Genomic DNA, 14864 nt, shown 5'->3' on the forward strand with positions numbered 1-14864 from the left:
CGGACCTCCGTCACATGACTGCGCAGTCATGTCTGCGCTGACATGTCTACGCAGTCATACGGCGGCCGTCAAGAGGTGGGACCGCATCCGCCGCACTCGGGGGGGCGGCGCGCTGACCGCCCTGAACCAGGGCGGCGACCGCGACGGCTCCGCCGCCAAGGACCCCCGCTTCGACCCCGACACCTACAAGGACCAGGACTGGCAGAAGGAGCAGGACGGCGCCGGCGACCACGACCGCCAGGACTCCTCCGCCGGCCAGGACGACCACTCCTGGGACGGCGCCCACCAGAAGGACGCCGACGGCTGGAAGGGCGAGCACGACAAGCCCAACGGCGGCATGCACACCGGCGGCGGCGCCCTCGCCGGCCCCTCCCTCACCGCCGGCGGACTCGGCATCCTCGCCGTCGCCGGCACCGGCCTCTACGCCCTGCGCCGCAAGAAGACCGCCGCAGGCGTGGCCTGACCCATGCCGGTCGCGATAGCGAAGCCGCGGCCGCCGCGCGCGCCCCGCGCGGCGGCCCGGCTCGCCACCCGCGCCCCGCCCCGCACCCGTGCCGCGCCCGAGTGAGGTAATCCCCGATGGCAGTCCCCCCGTCTTCCTCCCCTTCCCCCTCCGATCCCTCCGGCGGTGAGCCGGGTTCCGCCGAGGAGGGGACCTCCCGCACCGGCCTGATGATGATCTGCGCCTCGGTCGCCGTGGTCGTGGCGCTCGGCCTGGCCGGCGGCAACGACGCCTCTTCCGGCACGGCCAGCCCGCCGCACGCCCCGCCCGCCGCCGCCTCGGCCCCGGCGACCCCCGCACCGGACGCCCCCGCGGCGGACGCACCGGAGGCGCAGGCCCCGCCGGCGCCCGACGGCCGACCGGTGGGAAAGCACCTGCCGCGCTCGCGGCCCGTACGGCTGCTCATCCCGAAGATCTCGGTCGACGCCCCCTTCACCGACCTCGCCATCGGGCCCAGCGGGCGGCTGAACCCGCCTCCGGCGAGCGACGTCAACCTCGTCGGCTGGCACGCCAAGGGCGCCTCCCCCGGGGAGACGGGCACCTCGATCATCGCCGGACACGTCGACACCAAGACGTCCGCGGCCGTCTTCGCGCGGCTCGGCGAACTGACGAAGGGCGATCTGTTCCACGTCCTGCGGGCCGACGGCACCCGGGCGTCCTTCCGGGTCGACAGCGTGGAGACCTTCGCCAAGGACGACTTTCCCAGCGAACGGGTGTACGGCGACACCGCGCAGGCCCAGGCACGCCTGATCACCTGTGCGGGCGACTACGACCGGCAGGTCAAGGACTACACGGACAACCTGGTCGTCTTCGCGCATCTCGTCTGACGTTGCCCCGGCCGGTCACCCGCGTAGTTCATCCGACTCGCGCACTCGCGGGGACGGGCACAGGATCGAGGAACGCTGACGTCGCATCACCGCGGCCGACGTTCACTTCCCCCTCCGTGAAGGAGATGTGCGCAGGATGACCACCACGTCCGAACGTGTTGCAGGCTCGCGGACGCGACAGGCGTCGCAACGCGTCTCCCAGTCCGTGTTCGACGGCTCCCGGCTTCGCGTCGTCCTCCTGGTCGACGTCTACGACGGGGCCCAGCAGCAGTTCCTGGAGGCGTACGAGCAGCTCTGCAACCAGGTCGCGTCCGTCCCCGGGCATGTCAGCGACCAACTGTGCCAGTCCATCGAGAACCCCTCCCAGTGGCTCATCACCAGCGAGTGGGAGAGCGCCCCTCCGTTCCTCGCCTGGGTCAACAGCGAGGAGCACGTGCGGATGGTGGAGCCGCTGCACAGCTGCGTGCGCGACACCAGGTCGCTGCGCTTCCACGTCGTGCGGGAGACGGGCGGCCCGGCGGACGGCGAGAAGGGCAAGCGCCGGCTCCAGTCGTCGCCCCGGATCGGCGACGGCATGATCCGGCACGCGCTCACCTTCACCGTCAAGCCGGGCAGTGAAGACATCGTTGCCAAGATCCTCGCCGACTACGCCTCACCCGAGCCGAAGGTCGACGAAACCACCCGGCTGTGCCGCACCTCGCTGTTCATGCACGGCAACCGCGTGGTGCGGGCCATCGAGGTGCGGGGCGACCTGCTGTCCGCGCTGCGCCACGTGTCCCGGCAGCCCGAGGTGCGGGCCGTCGAGGAGGCCATCAACCCCTATCTGGAGCAGGACCGGGACCTCAACGACCCCGAGTCCGCGCGGGTGTTCTTCACCCGGGCCGCGCTGCCCGCCGTCCACCACGTCACGGCGGACCGGCAGGACGCGCAGGCCGAGCGGTACGCCCTGTGCTACCCGACCCGGCCGGACCGCGGCATGAAGCTGGCCGAGCTGCTCGCCCGGCAGGACGAGACCGCCGCCGACGACCCGCGCAACCCGGTCCTGCGCAGCACGATCTTCCAGCGCGACGACGTCGTCGTCCGGCTGATCGACGTGCGAGGCGGACTCGACGCCGCCGACCCGGTGCAGGCCCTGGGCCTGGCCGACCCCGATCAGGTGGCCGAGCTGACCACCCTCCAGGACGACCCGGGCGCGTCCGACCGGTCCGCCGCCAAGGACGTCCGACTCGCGCGGTTCCTCGAGCTCGCGCGCATGGACCTCGTCACCGACCGCCGGTCGCCCGAGGCCTGATCCCCCATCACGTGGGACGGGGCGGGTCCCCGCCCCTCCCACGCCGGCGCAGTACACCATCGGAGGAACGTCGTGATCACATCCCGTCCCAGAGTCGTGGATCTCAGCGAGGTCGAGCCCAACACCCGGCGCGGCGGCGATCTGCGCGCCATGCTCACCCCCGTCACGGTCGGCTCGACCAGCGGTTTCATGGGCGTCGCACTCATCAAGCCGGGCGACCGCATCGCCGAGCACTACCACCCGTACTCCGAGGAGTTCGTGTACGTCGTGTGCGGCCAGCTGGAGGTGGACCTCGACGGCGAGGCGCAGTCCCTTCAGCCCGAGCAGGGCCTGATGATCCCCGTCGGGATGCGGCACCGCTTCCGCAACGTCGGCAACGTCGAGGCCCGCATGGTCTTCCACCTCGGCCCGCTGGCTCCGACCCCGCCGCTCGGTCACGTCGACACCGAGGAGACCGACGCCGAGCCCGTGGTGATCGGCTCCGAGGCGGCCGCACGACGTCAGGTCCGGTCATGACGAGACGTGTCGCGGTCACCGGCATAGGCATCGTCGCCCCGGGCGGCATAGGCGTGCCGGCGTTCTGGAAGCTCCTGGTCGAGGGGCGCACGGCGACGCGCGGCATCACGTTCTTCGACCCGGCCGGTCTGCGCTCGCGGATCGCCGCCGAGTGCGACTTCGACCCGGCCGCCCACGGTCTGGACGCCCGTGACGTCGAACGCTGCGACCGCTACATCCAGTTCGCGCTGGCCGCGGGCGACGAGGCCGTACGGGACGCCGGTCTGGACCTCGCCGCCGAGAACCCCTGGCGGGTCGGCGTCTCCCTGGGCACCGCGGTCGGCGGCACCACCCGGCTGGAGAAGGACTACGTCCTGGTCAGCCACGGCGGGCAGCGCTGGGACGTGGACCACCGCGAGGCGGCCCCGCAGCTGCACCGCGCGTTCACCCCCAGCACGCTGGCCTCGACGGTGGCCGAGCGGTTCGGGGCGCGCGGGCCGGTGCAGACCGTCTCCACGGGCTGCACCTCCGGACTCGACGCGGTCGGGTACGCCTTCCACACCGTGGAGGAGGGCCGGGCCGACATCTGCATAGCCGGCGCCTCGGACTCGCCGATCTCCCCGATCACCATGGCGTGCTTCGACGCGATCAAGGCGACCTCCTCCAACAACGACGACCCCGCCCACGCCTCGCGTCCCTTCGACGCAGACCGCGACGGGTTCGTGATGGGCGAGGGCGGCGCCGTGCTCGTCCTGGAGGAGCTGGAGCACGCCCGGGCCCGCGGCGCGCACGTGTACTGCGAGCTCGGCGGGTACGCCACCTTCGGCAACGCCTACCACATGACCGGGCTGACCAGTGAGGGACTGGAGATGGCCCGGGCCATCGAGGACGCCCTCGACCACGCGCGGATCGGCCCCGGCGCGATCGACTACGTCAACGCGCACGGGTCGGGCACCAAGCAGAACGACCGTCATGAGACCGCCGCGGTGAAGCAGGTCCTGGGCGCGCACGCCTACGACACCCCGATGAGCTCCATCAAGTCCATGGTGGGCCACTCCCTGGGCGCGATCGGCGCGATCGAACTCGTCGCCTGCGTCCTGGCGCTGACCCACCAGGTCGTGCCGCCGACCGCGAACTACGAGACGCCCGACCCCGAGTGCGACCTGGACTACGTCCCGCGCGTGGCCCGTGAGCGCAGGCTGGGCAGCGTGCTCTCGGTGGGCAGCGGGTTCGGCGGATTCCAGTCCGCGGTGGTCATGAACCGGCCGAGGGAGAAGACACGATGAGCGAACCCCTTCAACGGCGCGCGGTCGTCACGGGAATCGGCGTGGTCGCGCCCAACGGAGCCAGCACGGAGACCTTCTGGAAGTCCACCAAGGAGGGCATCAGCGTCCTGGACCGGGTCACCCGCGAGGGCTGTGAGCACCTGCCGCTGCGGGTGGCGGGCCAGGTCCGCGACTTCGACCCGGCGGCCGCGATCGAGGAGCGCTACCTCGTGCAGACCGACCGGTTCACGCACTTCGCGATGGCCGCCGCCGACCTCGCGCTGGACGACGCGGGCCTCGGCCGGACCGAGACCGACGCCGCCCCCTTCTCCGTCGGCGTGGTCACCGCTGCCGGTTCCGGCGGCGGCGAGTTCGGCCAGCGCGAGCTGCAGCAGCTGTGGGGCAAGGGCAGCCGCTATGTCGGCCCCTACCAGTCCATCGCCTGGTTCTACGCCGCCAGCACCGGCCAGATCTCCATCCGCCGCGGCTTCAAGGGTCCCTGCTCGGTCGTCGCCGCCGACGAGGCCGGCGGCCTGGACGCCCTCGCCCACGCGGCGCGGGCCGTGTGCCGCGGCACCGACGTGATCGTGGCCGGGGCGACCGAGGCGCCGATCGCGCCGTACTCGGTCGTCTGCCAGCTCGGCTACGAGGAGCTCAGCACGGTCGACGACCCGACTCGTGCCTACCGCCCGTTCACCTCCGCGGCCTGCGGATTCGTGCCCGCCGAGGGCGGCGCCATGATGGTGGTGGAGGCGGCGGAGTCGGCCCGGGCGCGCGGCGCGCGGGTGCGGGCCCTCCTCGCCGGACACGCCGCGACCTTCACCGGCCCCTCCCGCTGGGAGGAGTCCCGGGAAGGCCTCGCCCAGGCCGTCCGAGGAGCCCTGGAGGAGGCCGACTGCGCCCCGGAGGAGATCGACGTGGTCTTCGCCGACGCGCTCGGCGTCCCCGAGGCCGACCGCGCCGAGGCGCTGGCCATCGTCGACGCGCTCGGTCCGCACGGGGCCAGGGTGCCCGTCACGGCGCCGAAGACCGGCATCGGGCGGGGGTACTGCGCGGCGCCGCTGATGGACGCCGCGGCGGCGGTGCTCACGATGGAGCACGGCCTGATCCCCCCGACGCCCAACGTCTTCGACGTCTGCCATGACCTCGACCTCGTGACCGGCCGCGCCCGCACCGCCGAGGTGCGCACGGCACTGGTCCTGAGCCGGGGACTCATGGGGTCGAACTCGGCGCTGGTGCTCCGGCACGGCGTCGCCGACGCCTCGTAGCGAGGCGCCGCTCAGCAGAGAGAAGAGGAACCGATGACTGACCGCATCACCGTAGAAGAGCTGGCCGAACTCATGAAGAAGTCCGCCGGCGTCACCGTCGCCCCGGACCGCCTCCGGGAGCCGGAGACCGGCTTCGACACCCTGGGCGTCGACTCGCTGGGTCTGCTGGGCATCGTGGGCGAGCTGGAGAACCGGTACGGCACGCCGATGCCGCCCGACGCCGAACGCTCCAAGACGCCCCGCGAGTTCCTCGACCTCGTCAACAGCGCCCTCATGACAGGAGCCTGAGATGACCGGACACACACAGAACGAGATCACCATCGCGGCGCCCCTGGACCTCGTCTGGGAGATCACCAACGATCTGGAGAACTGGCCGCGGCTGTTCACGGAGTACGCGTCCGTCGAGATCCTCTCCCGGGAGGGACGCAGGACGACCTTCCGGCTGACCATGCACCCGGACGAGAACGGGACGGTGTGGAGCTGGGTCTCGGAGCGCGAGCCGGACCGCGAGACGCGCACGGTCAAGGCCCGCCGGGTCGAGACGGGTCCGTTCGACCACATGAACATCCACTGGCGGTACGAGGAGGTCCCGGCCGGCACGCGGATGGTGTGGACGCAGGACTTCGCCATGAAGCCGGAGGCGCCGGTCGACGACGACTGGATGACCGACAACATCAACCGGAACTCCAAGGTCCAGATGGGCCTGATCCGGGATCGCATCGAGAAGGCCGCCGCCGAACGCGGCGCCACCCCCGGCTTGACCGACTGACCCGGACGGAGAACGGTCCCATGCACCAGGCCCTGATCGTCGCCCGGATGGCCCCCGGATCCGCCCCCGACATCGCCAAGGTGTTCGAGGAGTCCGACCGGGGGGAACTGCCGCACCTCGTCGGCGTCGTCCGGCGCAGCCTCTTCCAGTTCGGCGATGTGTACATGCACATGATCGAGTCGGAGCGCGAGCCCGGCCCCGCCATCGCCAAGATCACCGGGCATCCGGAGTTCCGCGACGTGAGCGAACGGCTGTCCGCGTATGTCAGCGCGTACGACCCCGAGACCTGGCGTTCCCCCAAGGACGCCATGGCGCAGCGCTTCTACCTGTGGGAGCGCGAGCCGGCCGGCTGACCTCGCCGACCGTCACCGGTCGCCGGGCCCGCGGCGCTGCGGGCCCGGCGACCGGTGGTCTGCGGGGAAGGGGAGAGCAGGTGGTGCAGGGGAGGGGCGGGGCGGGAACGGGGTCGGATCAGCCGGCGACGTGGCAGTCGAACGCGTGCAGATAGGGGTTGACCGGGCTGACGTCGTCGATGACCAGCCCCGCGTCGGTCAGCCGGGAGACCATGCTCTCGGTGGTGTGCTTCGCGCCGCCGACGTTGAGGAGCAGCATCAGGTCCATGGCGGTGCTGAACCGCATCGACGGCGTGTCGTCGACGAGGTTCTCGATCACCACGACCCGCGCTCCCGGCCCGCCCGCCTCGCGGACGTTGCGCAGCAAGCGGGCGGTGCTCTCGTCGTCCCACTCCAGGATGTTCTTGATGACGTAGACGTCGGCCTGCACCGGGACGGCCTCGCGGACGTCGCCCGGCACGACGCGGGCCCGGTCGGCGAGGTCGCCGCCCGCGAGCAGCCTCGGCACCGCGTTCTCCACCACCCGGGGCAGGTCGAGCAGGATCCCGTGCATCGTGGGGTACTTGTCCAGCAGGCTCGCCACCACGTGCCCCTGGCCGCCGCCCAGGTCGGCGACCGACTTGCTCCCCGACAGGTCGAGGAACTCCGCCACGTCCCGCGCCGACTGCACGCTGGACGTCGTCATGGCGCGGTTGAAGACGTCCGCGGACTCCGGGGCGTCCTCGTTGAGGTAGGGGAAGAACTCCTTGCCGTACAGGTCCTGCACGACGTTGCGGCCGGTGCGCACGGCCTCGTCCAGCAGAGGCCAGGCGTCCCAGGTCCAGGGCTCGGTGCACCACAGGGTGATGGCGCGCAGGCTGTGGGGGTCGTCCTCGCGCAGCAGCCGGGAGACGTCGGTGTGCGCGAACGTCCCGTCGGCCTGCTCGGCGAAGACGCCGTAGCAGGACAGGGCCCGCAGCAGCCGCCGCAGCGGCTTGGGCTCGGTCTTCACCGCGGCCGCGAGGTCCGCCACGGGCAGCGGGCTGTCGCCGAGGGCGTCGGCGACGCCCAGCCGGGCGGCCGCGCGCAGGGCGGCGGCGCATGCCGCCCCGAACGCGAGCTCCCTCAGCCGCATGGACGGGGGCGGGGCCGGGGGCGCCCCCTGGGCCGCCGGGTCCGAGAGCTTGGGGGGCTGAACGGTCGTCATCTGCCGCCTTCTTTCCTACGTGGGTTCCTGAGGTTCCTGAAGTGCCTGGAGTTCCTGTCCGGGCCCGGGGCGCGCGGGAGTCACGGGGTGCACGGGACGCAGGGAGTTCCCGCGACGCGCGGGCCCGTGAACGGCTGCGGTCGGCGGCCGCTCAGCACAGTCCGGCGGGCTGCGACGCCCGGCACGAGTTGCCTTCGAAGGTGTTGCCCTTGCCGGCGGTGTCCGCGTTCACCAGGTCCGCCGGGGAGTTGCCGCTCAGCTGGTTGTCACTGATGCGGTTGCGGTCGCTGGTGGTGCCCACGAAGCTCTTGAACAGGACGATGCCGCCCGAGAGCGGGGACCGGCCGACGTTGTCCTCGATCACGTTGCGGGTGATCAGGCTGTCCTCGGCCCCGGTCAGCACGATCCCGGAGCCCTGCAGGGCGTCCAGCCGGGCCGTCTTCGGGCAGGACTTGTTGTTGCTGACGATGCGGTTCTCGCGCACGGTCACGAGCCCGGCCTTGGGCTTGTTCTCGTCGCCGACGACGAAGACCGCGGCGCAGTTGCCCGTCATGCGGTTGTGCGCGACGGTCAGGTTGCGCAGGCGGCGCACGGTGACGCCGATCCGGTTGCCCTCCAGCCGGTTGCGCTCGATCACCGTTCCGTCCGTGTCCGTGGCGCCCTGCTCCTCCTTGACGCTGTTGGCGAGGAACAGACCCGCGTCGCCGTTGTCCCGTGCGGTGTTGCCGCGGAACGCGCCCCGCACGGAGCCCTCCTGGGCGATGCCCCACACCCCGTTCTTCACGGCGGTCACGTTGCGCACCGTCAGGCGGTCGGTCGCCGTGGCGTAGACGCCGTTCCGGGTGAAGCCGGAGACGGTCAGGGCGGCGACGGTGACGTCCTCGACACGGTGGTCCTTGGTGCCGACGACGCAGATGCCGTTGCCGTCCGCGGCGCAGGTGCCCGCGGCCTTCGCGGCGTGGGCGGCCGGTTCGAGCACCGTGCGCCGGCCCATGCCGCGCAGGGTCAGCCCGGGCGTGCTCAGGGTGACGCTCTCGTGGTAGACGCCGAGGGTCAGCAGGACCGTGTCGCCGGGCTCGGCCGCGTCCACCGCCTTCTGGATCGACTGCCCGGGCTTGACCAGGTGGACCGTGTGCCCGGCGGCGGTCGGGGCGGCGCCGAGCCCCGTCCCGACGAGCGCCGCCGTGCACGCCAGATATGCGATATGGCATTTCTTCATATTGCTGACGTTATGACCGCAAAGGCCTCGGGGTGGCGGGATAGGCCGTCCGGCGGCGTGTCCCGCCGCCGGACGCGCCACGGGCGGACGCGGGGTCAGGGGGAGCGGTGGCCACGGCTGCCGGGGGCTCGCCGGGGGAGGGGGCGGGGTCTGGTGGCGGCGGGCCGGGGCTCCTCGGCGGGCCGTGTCCCCGCCGGTTCGTCCTGCCATGCCTCGTAGTCGCTGAACGCGTCCCCGGAGTCCGAGCCGCCGCCCAGGGAGGCCATGACGTCCGCCTGCCGGGATCCCGGCACGTTCTTGACCATGGCCAGCGTCAGCGTGTCGGAGTCGGGCTGGGCGTCGGGCGAGCGATCGGCGAGCGTGTCGGGCAGCATGACGAGGGACGTCGTCCCCGACCGCTCGCCGGAGGGGCGCAACTGCACGCGGATGCCGTGCCGTTCGGCGAGCCGGCCGACCACGTACAACCCCATGTTCTGGGAGATGCCGGCGTCGACGGTCGGGGGGTTGGCGAGCTTGTGGTTGATCGTCGCGAAGTCGTCCGCCGCCAGACCGATGCCCTCGTCGTGGATCTCGATCATGATCCGGCCGTCGGGCAGCCGGGCCGCGGTCACCCGCACCTCCGAGCGGGGGGACGAGAACGCCGTGGCGTTCTCCAGCAGTTCCGCCAGCAGATGCACGAGGTCGGTCACGGCGGGGCCCTGGATCTGCACCTCCGGCAGGCCGGAGAACTGGATGCGCTCGTACTGCTCCACCTCCGACGAGGCCGCGCGGATGACGTCGACCAGCGGCAGCGGCCGGTCCCACGCCTGCACGGGCTTCTCGCCGCCGAGCACCAGGAGGTTCTCGCCGTTGCGGCGCACACGGGTGGCCAGATGGTCCAGCCGGAAGAGGTTCTCCAGCTGCTCCGGGTCGGTCTCGTTGTCCTCCAGGCTGGTGATCAGGGCGAGTTGACGCTCGATCAGGGACTGGCTGCGACGGGAGAGGTTGGTGAAGATCGCGTTGATGTTGCCGCGCAGCAGGGCCTGCTCGGCGGCCAGCCGGACGGCCTCGCGGTGGACGTGGTCGAAGGCCCGGGCGACCTCGCCGATCTCGTCGGTGGTGTCGATCGGGATCGGCGTCACCCGGGTGTCGACCGGGCCGGCGTCGGGCTGCGACATCTGGTGGATGAGGCCCGGCAGGCGCTTTCCGGCGATCTCGATGGCGGAGGCGCTCAAGCGGCGCATGCCGGTGCTCATCGTGCGCGCCACCCAGGAGGCGAGGAGGAAGGCGGCGAGCACGGCGGTGAGCACGAGCGCGGCGTTGGTGATCGCGTCGCGCCGCGCGTCGTCGGCGATGTCCTCGGCGCTGGCCAGCGCGGCGTCGGTGAGGTTCACCTGGATGCTCCGGTAGGCGTCGAAGCCCAGGGTGGACGCGGCGAAGAAGGACTCGGGGGTGACGCCCTTGGCGGCGAGCTCGTCGGCCGGCTTCCCGGTGGCGATCTCGGTGATCATCTCTGCGATGGGGGGCGGGCTCACGTAGGTGCGCCCCGCCGCCGTCGCTTTCGCGGCTGCGTCGGCGCTCTGCCGCTCGCCGCGCGCCTCGGCGGCGGCCAGCGCCTGCTGGAGCCTCGCCATGTCCTGCGCGGTGCCGGCGCCGGCGAACTCCTGGAGGCCCACCTGTTCGAGATAGGCGTACGAGCGGAACGAGGCGAGCTGGGCCTCCAGCTCCCCCGCGGCGAGATCGTCGCGGTTCTCGACCAGCAGGTGGGTGCCGATGGAGCGGATCAGGGACTCGGCCGCCTGCGTGAGGGACGCGGCGTAGAGCGTCCGGCCGAAGCTGGTCTGATTGCTGCTGCCGTAGCCCAGCTCGTTCGAGAGCTCCATCAGGGGGTGCTGGACCGTGTGATAGCTCTCCTCCGTCTGCACGCCGGACATCCGGGGCGTGAACGCGTTGGCCCGCACGACGCCGAGCTGCTGCTCGCCGTTGCGGACCAGTTGCACGCGCCGCAGCAGACCGCTGGTCCGGGGCATCCGGGTGACAGCGCGGTCGAAGGCGGCGGCGTCCGCGTCGGTCGTCCTGCGGGCTTGGACGACCGCGTCCGACGCCTTCTTCTCCGTCAGCAGGGGGATGACCGACACATCGCGTTCGTTGATCGCGTCGCTGGCGTATTTGTTCGCCGCCTGGACGAGTTCGGCCACGCGGACCGCGTCGTCGGCGTCCTGCCAGGTGTCCACCGAACGTTTCACCCGCACGCCCCCGAGCACGAGGGCGACGAGCACCGGGATGAGCAGGACGGCCCGCAGCCGTCGGCCCACCGGCCAGTTGCTGGTGAGGGACCTTCTTCGTCCCTCCGCTGTGGGTGAGTTGTTCGGCAAGGTCGTCCTATCGCCTGGAACGCGTCGCGCGTGACGCGCCGTTCTCCCCTCACTACGGTGCGACGGCGGCGCTGCGTTCAAAAGTGGTGCAAGTTTCATCAAACTCGGAGCGGTCCCACCGTAGACCGAACGACCGCCGCGCACAGGCGAACGCCGACACATGTCCGCACAAAGTCGCGTCGGCCCCTCAGGCCCGGCCGTGCGCCTCCAGCGAGCGGCGCGACAGCGAGTCGATGACCACGGCGGCGAACAGCACCCCGCCCGTGATCACGAACTGGACGGCGGGCGGAGTGTCCGTGATCGCCATCCCCGAGGCGATCGACTGGATGACCAGCATCCCCAGCACCGCCGACCAGGTCGTGCCCCGCCCGCCGAACAGGCTGGTGCCGCCGATGACGGCCGCCGCGATGGCGTTGACCAGCAGCACTCCCGACCCCGAGGTCTGGCTCACCGACGTGATGCGCGAGGCCAGGAACAGCCCGCCGATCGCGGCCATGGTGCCCGAGGTCGCCAGCACCGCGGTCTGCACCCATGTCACGTCGATGCTGGCGCGCCGTGACGCCTCGATGCTGCCGCCGAGCGCGTAGACCTGCCGACCGTAGTGCGTGCGGCGCAGCACCACGTCGAGGGCGGCGACCAGCACCAGGAAGATCAACAGTGCCAGCGGCAGCCCCTGGAACCGGTTGAGCAGATACGCGACGGCGAACGCGAGCACCGCGAGCCCTGCGGTGCGCACCAGGACCCCGCGCAGCGAGCGGTGCGGCATGCCCACGGCCCTGCGACGGCGCCGGTCCCGGTCGGACACGAGGAAGACCGCCCCCGCGGCCACCGCCGCCAGACCGTACGCGACGGCGTCATGGGTGAAGTAGTAGCTGGTCAGCCGGGCGACCAGCCCGTCCTCGTCGAGGTTGACGGTGCCGCTGTCGCCGAGCACGGCCAGCATCAGGCCGTTCCAGGTGAGCAGCCCGGCGAGCGTGACCACGAACGCCGGAACCCGGGTTCGGGCGATGGAGTAGCCCTGGATCGTCCCCGCCACGGTGCCCACGAGCACCGCGACGACGAGCGCGAGCCACTCCGGCACCCCGTTGTTGACGTTCAGCACGGCGAAGACCGCCGCCGCCAGGCCGCTGATGGATCCGACGGACAGGTCCAGCTGACCGAGCAGCAGCACGAAGACGATGCCGACCGCGATCAGCCCCGTCCCGACGATGTCCACGCTGAGGTTGGACAGGTTGCGCGGCGAGAGGAAGTTCTGGTTGAGGCACTGGAAGGTGATCCAGACGACGGCCAGGACGAGGACGACGGGGAGCGACCCCAGCTCGCCGGCGCGCAGCCGGCGCCGGACGACCGTGACCGCGCTCTGCGCGCCACGGGCGACGGCCCGCAAGCTCTTCACCACCCCGCCTCCCGGCCGGCCGGCCGGCGGGGCACGTTCTCCGTGGCGCCGGTGATGGACGAGACGATCTGCTCCTGGGACGCGGTGTTCACGTCGAAGAAGCCGTTGTTGCGACCCAGCCGCAGGACCGCGGCGCGGTCCGCGAGAGCCTTCACGTCGCCCATGTTGTGACTGATGAGCAGGACGCCGAGACCGCGGTCCCGCAACCGGTCTACCAGGTCGAGGACCTCGGTGGTCTGCTCGAAGCCCAGCGCGGCCGTCGGTTCGTCCAGGAGGAGCACCCGAGGGTCCCCCAGAAGCGAGCGCGCGATGGCGACCGTCTGCCGCTGACCGCTGGACAGCGACACGACGGGGCCGCGCAGATCGGGCAGCCCCCTGGTCAGCCGTTCCAGCAGCTGCCTGGTGCGGCGCTCCATCTCCACCTCGTCCAGGAACCCGAACCGGCGGATCTCCCGGCCCAGGAACAGGTTGCCGACGACGTCGAGGTTCCCGCACAGGGCGAGGTCCTGGTAGACGGCGGCGATACCCAGGTCCCGGGCGTCGTGCGGACGCCGGATGTGGACCGGCCGGCCCTGCCACTCGATGACGCCCTTCTCGGCCGGGGCCACCCCGGAGATCGCCTTGACCAGTGTGGACTTGCCGGCCCCGTTGTCCCCGAGCAGAGCGACGACCTGCCCGGAGTGGATCTCCAGCTCGATGTCCGTGAGGACCTCGACGACGCCGAAGCGCTTGCACACCCCGCGCAGTGCCAGCAAGGGGGGATCCGGCACGGAAACCAACTCCTCGGTCCGCGGGTCGGGTCAGGTCAGGCCGGCCCTGGCGCAGGCGGCGCGCAAGCGGGGTACGCAGATCTGCCCGACCGTGTGCAGACCGTCCTTGACGACCGTGTCCCCGATGTTGTCGGCCGTCACGGACACCGGGGCGAGCAGCACCGAGGCGACCGCCTCCCCGCCGCGCGTCGGCACCTTGCCGGTGGCCACGGGCCCGAGGCTGTCCCCGTGTGCCGCCGCCACGGCCATGGCGCCGCCCGCGGCGGCCTCGGGACCGAAGGGCTTGAACACGGTCATGTACTGCTCGCCGTCGACGATGCGCCGCAGGGCCGCGAGCTCGGCGTCCTGTCCGGTGACCGGCGGCAGCGGATCGACCTTGTTCGCCTTGAGGGCGGAGATGCTCCCGCCGGCGAGGCCGTCGTTGGCGGCGTAGACGCCGTCGATGGCGCCGTCGCCCAGGGCCGCGAGCGCGCCGGACATGTTCATGTGGGCGGTCTCCGCACGCCACTGCGGGGTGTCGTAGGCCTTGCCGATCTTCACCTTCCCGTCGAGCACGGACAGCGCGCCCTGCCGGAACGCCCGGGCGTTGGGGTCGCTGGGATCGCCGTTCATCATCACGATCTGCGCGCCGGGCACCTTGTCGCCCATCGCCTTCAGCAGCGCACGGCCCTGGAGCCGGCCGACCTCCAGGCCGTCGAAGGAGACGTAACCCGAGATCGGGCCCTCGGCGAGCCGGTCGTAGGCGATGACGGGGATGTCCGCGTCGTGGGCCTGGGAGACGGTGGGGGCCATCGCGCGGGCGTCCACGGCGACGAGCACGACGGCGTCCACACCTCTGGTGATCATCGAGTCCATCTGCTCCTGCTGGAGGGCCACGTCGCCCTTGGCGTTGGCGTGTTCGACGGTGCAGGTCGCGCACAGCTCCCGGATCCGCTTCTCCAGCAGGGGCCTGTCCTGCGTCTCCCAGCGTGCCGTCGTGGCGTCGGGCAGCAGCAGACCGATGCGCGGTCCGCTCCCCCCGGCGGGGTCGCCGCCCGTGTCCGACCCGCAGGCCGCCAGCACGATCGCGGTGGAGACGGCCGTCACGACGGCGGCGGCGTCCCGTATGCAGGCCTTCATGTGCGATACCTGCCGTAGAGGACAATAAGGTGGATGTGTTCGGTTGATCC

General features: G+C 71.8%; 15 protein-coding genes. 9 read left to right on the forward strand and 6 right to left on the reverse strand.

The window, feature by feature from the left end; genetic code table 11:
* Positions 1-28 precede the first annotated feature (28 nt).
* From BG482_RS29610 to BG482_RS29650, 9 genes are all read left to right on the forward strand, one after another.
* Positions 29-463 carry a hypothetical protein gene (locus tag BG482_RS29610; protein WP_069772245.1) on the forward strand — a complete coding sequence of 145 codons (435 nt, stop codon included), beginning with the start codon at positions 29-31 and terminating at the stop codon, positions 461-463.
* Positions 464-579: 116 nt separating this feature from the next.
* Positions 580-1329, forward strand: a complete 750-nt coding sequence (locus BG482_RS29615; protein WP_079142300.1) for a class F sortase — start codon at positions 580-582, stop codon at positions 1327-1329.
* A gap of 136 nt (positions 1330-1465) precedes the next feature.
* A complete protein-coding gene (locus BG482_RS29620; RefSeq protein ID WP_069772246.1) occupies positions 1466-2620 on the forward strand; it encodes a SchA/CurD-like domain-containing protein in 1155 nt (384 codons plus the stop codon).
* 72 nt (positions 2621-2692) lie between these two features.
* The gene (locus tag BG482_RS29625) at positions 2693-3136 is read left to right on the forward strand and encodes a cupin domain-containing protein (protein ID WP_069772247.1); all 444 of its coding nucleotides are present in this window, start codon (positions 2693-2695) and stop codon (positions 3134-3136) included.
* The gene (locus BG482_RS29630) at positions 3133-4401 is read left to right on the forward strand and encodes a beta-ketoacyl synthase (protein ID WP_069772248.1); all 1269 of its coding nucleotides are present in this window, start codon (positions 3133-3135) and stop codon (positions 4399-4401) included. The genes BG482_RS29625 and BG482_RS29630 overlap by 4 nt, the downstream gene beginning before the upstream one ends.
* On the forward strand, positions 4398-5648 hold the full coding sequence (locus tag BG482_RS29635) for a beta-ketoacyl synthase N-terminal-like domain-containing protein (protein WP_069772249.1): 1251 nt from the start codon (positions 4398-4400) through the stop codon (positions 5646-5648). The genes BG482_RS29630 and BG482_RS29635 overlap by 4 nt, the downstream gene beginning before the upstream one ends.
* A gap of 33 nt (positions 5649-5681) precedes the next feature.
* Entirely contained in the window at positions 5682-5936 is a 255-nt protein-coding gene (locus tag BG482_RS29640) for an acyl carrier protein (protein ID WP_069772250.1), read from the forward strand.
* 1 nt (position 5937) lies between these two features.
* Positions 5938-6417 (forward strand): SRPBCC family protein, encoded by a 480-nt coding sequence (locus BG482_RS29645; protein WP_069772251.1) that lies wholly within the window; start codon positions 5938-5940, stop codon positions 6415-6417.
* Between the two features lie 20 nt (positions 6418-6437).
* Positions 6438-6770 carry a TcmI family type II polyketide cyclase gene (locus BG482_RS29650; RefSeq protein ID WP_069772252.1) on the forward strand — a complete coding sequence of 111 codons (333 nt, stop codon included), beginning with the start codon at positions 6438-6440 and terminating at the stop codon, positions 6768-6770.
* 118 nt (positions 6771-6888) lie between these two features.
* On the opposite strand, the gene BG482_RS29655 is transcribed toward BG482_RS29650, so the two are convergent.
* The 6 genes from BG482_RS29655 to BG482_RS29680 all read right to left on the reverse strand — a co-directional run bounded on the left by BG482_RS29655 (position 6889) and on the right by BG482_RS29680 (position 14814).
* A complete protein-coding gene (locus BG482_RS29655; RefSeq protein WP_069772253.1) occupies positions 6889-7956 on the reverse strand; it encodes a methyltransferase in 1068 nt (355 codons plus the stop codon).
* A 151-nt stretch (positions 7957-8107) separates the two neighbouring features.
* On the reverse strand, positions 8108-9175 hold the full coding sequence (locus BG482_RS29660; protein WP_069772254.1) for a nitrous oxide reductase family maturation protein NosD: 1068 nt from the start codon (positions 9173-9175) through the stop codon (positions 8108-8110).
* A 95-nt stretch (positions 9176-9270) separates the two neighbouring features.
* A complete protein-coding gene (locus BG482_RS29665) occupies positions 9271-11469 on the reverse strand; it encodes a nitrate- and nitrite sensing domain-containing protein (protein ID WP_069772255.1) in 2199 nt (732 codons plus the stop codon).
* Between the two features lie 247 nt (positions 11470-11716).
* A complete protein-coding gene (locus tag BG482_RS29670) occupies positions 11717-12928 on the reverse strand; it encodes a sugar ABC transporter permease (RefSeq protein WP_069772256.1) in 1212 nt (403 codons plus the stop codon).
* A complete protein-coding gene (locus BG482_RS29675; protein WP_069772257.1) occupies positions 12922-13704 on the reverse strand; it encodes a sugar ABC transporter ATP-binding protein in 783 nt (260 codons plus the stop codon). The genes BG482_RS29670 and BG482_RS29675 overlap by 7 nt, the downstream gene beginning before the upstream one ends.
* 21 nt (positions 13705-13725) lie before the next feature.
* Positions 13726-14814 carry a sugar ABC transporter substrate-binding protein gene (locus BG482_RS29680; RefSeq protein ID WP_069772258.1) on the reverse strand — a complete coding sequence of 363 codons (1089 nt, stop codon included), beginning with the start codon at positions 14812-14814 and terminating at the stop codon, positions 13726-13728.
* Between the last annotated feature and the right edge of the window lie 50 nt (positions 14815-14864).

Origin of the sequence: Streptomyces sp. LUP30, from assembly GCF_001746365.1 — a bacterium.
Lineage (GTDB): Bacteria > Actinomycetota > Actinomycetes > Streptomycetales > Streptomycetaceae > Streptomyces.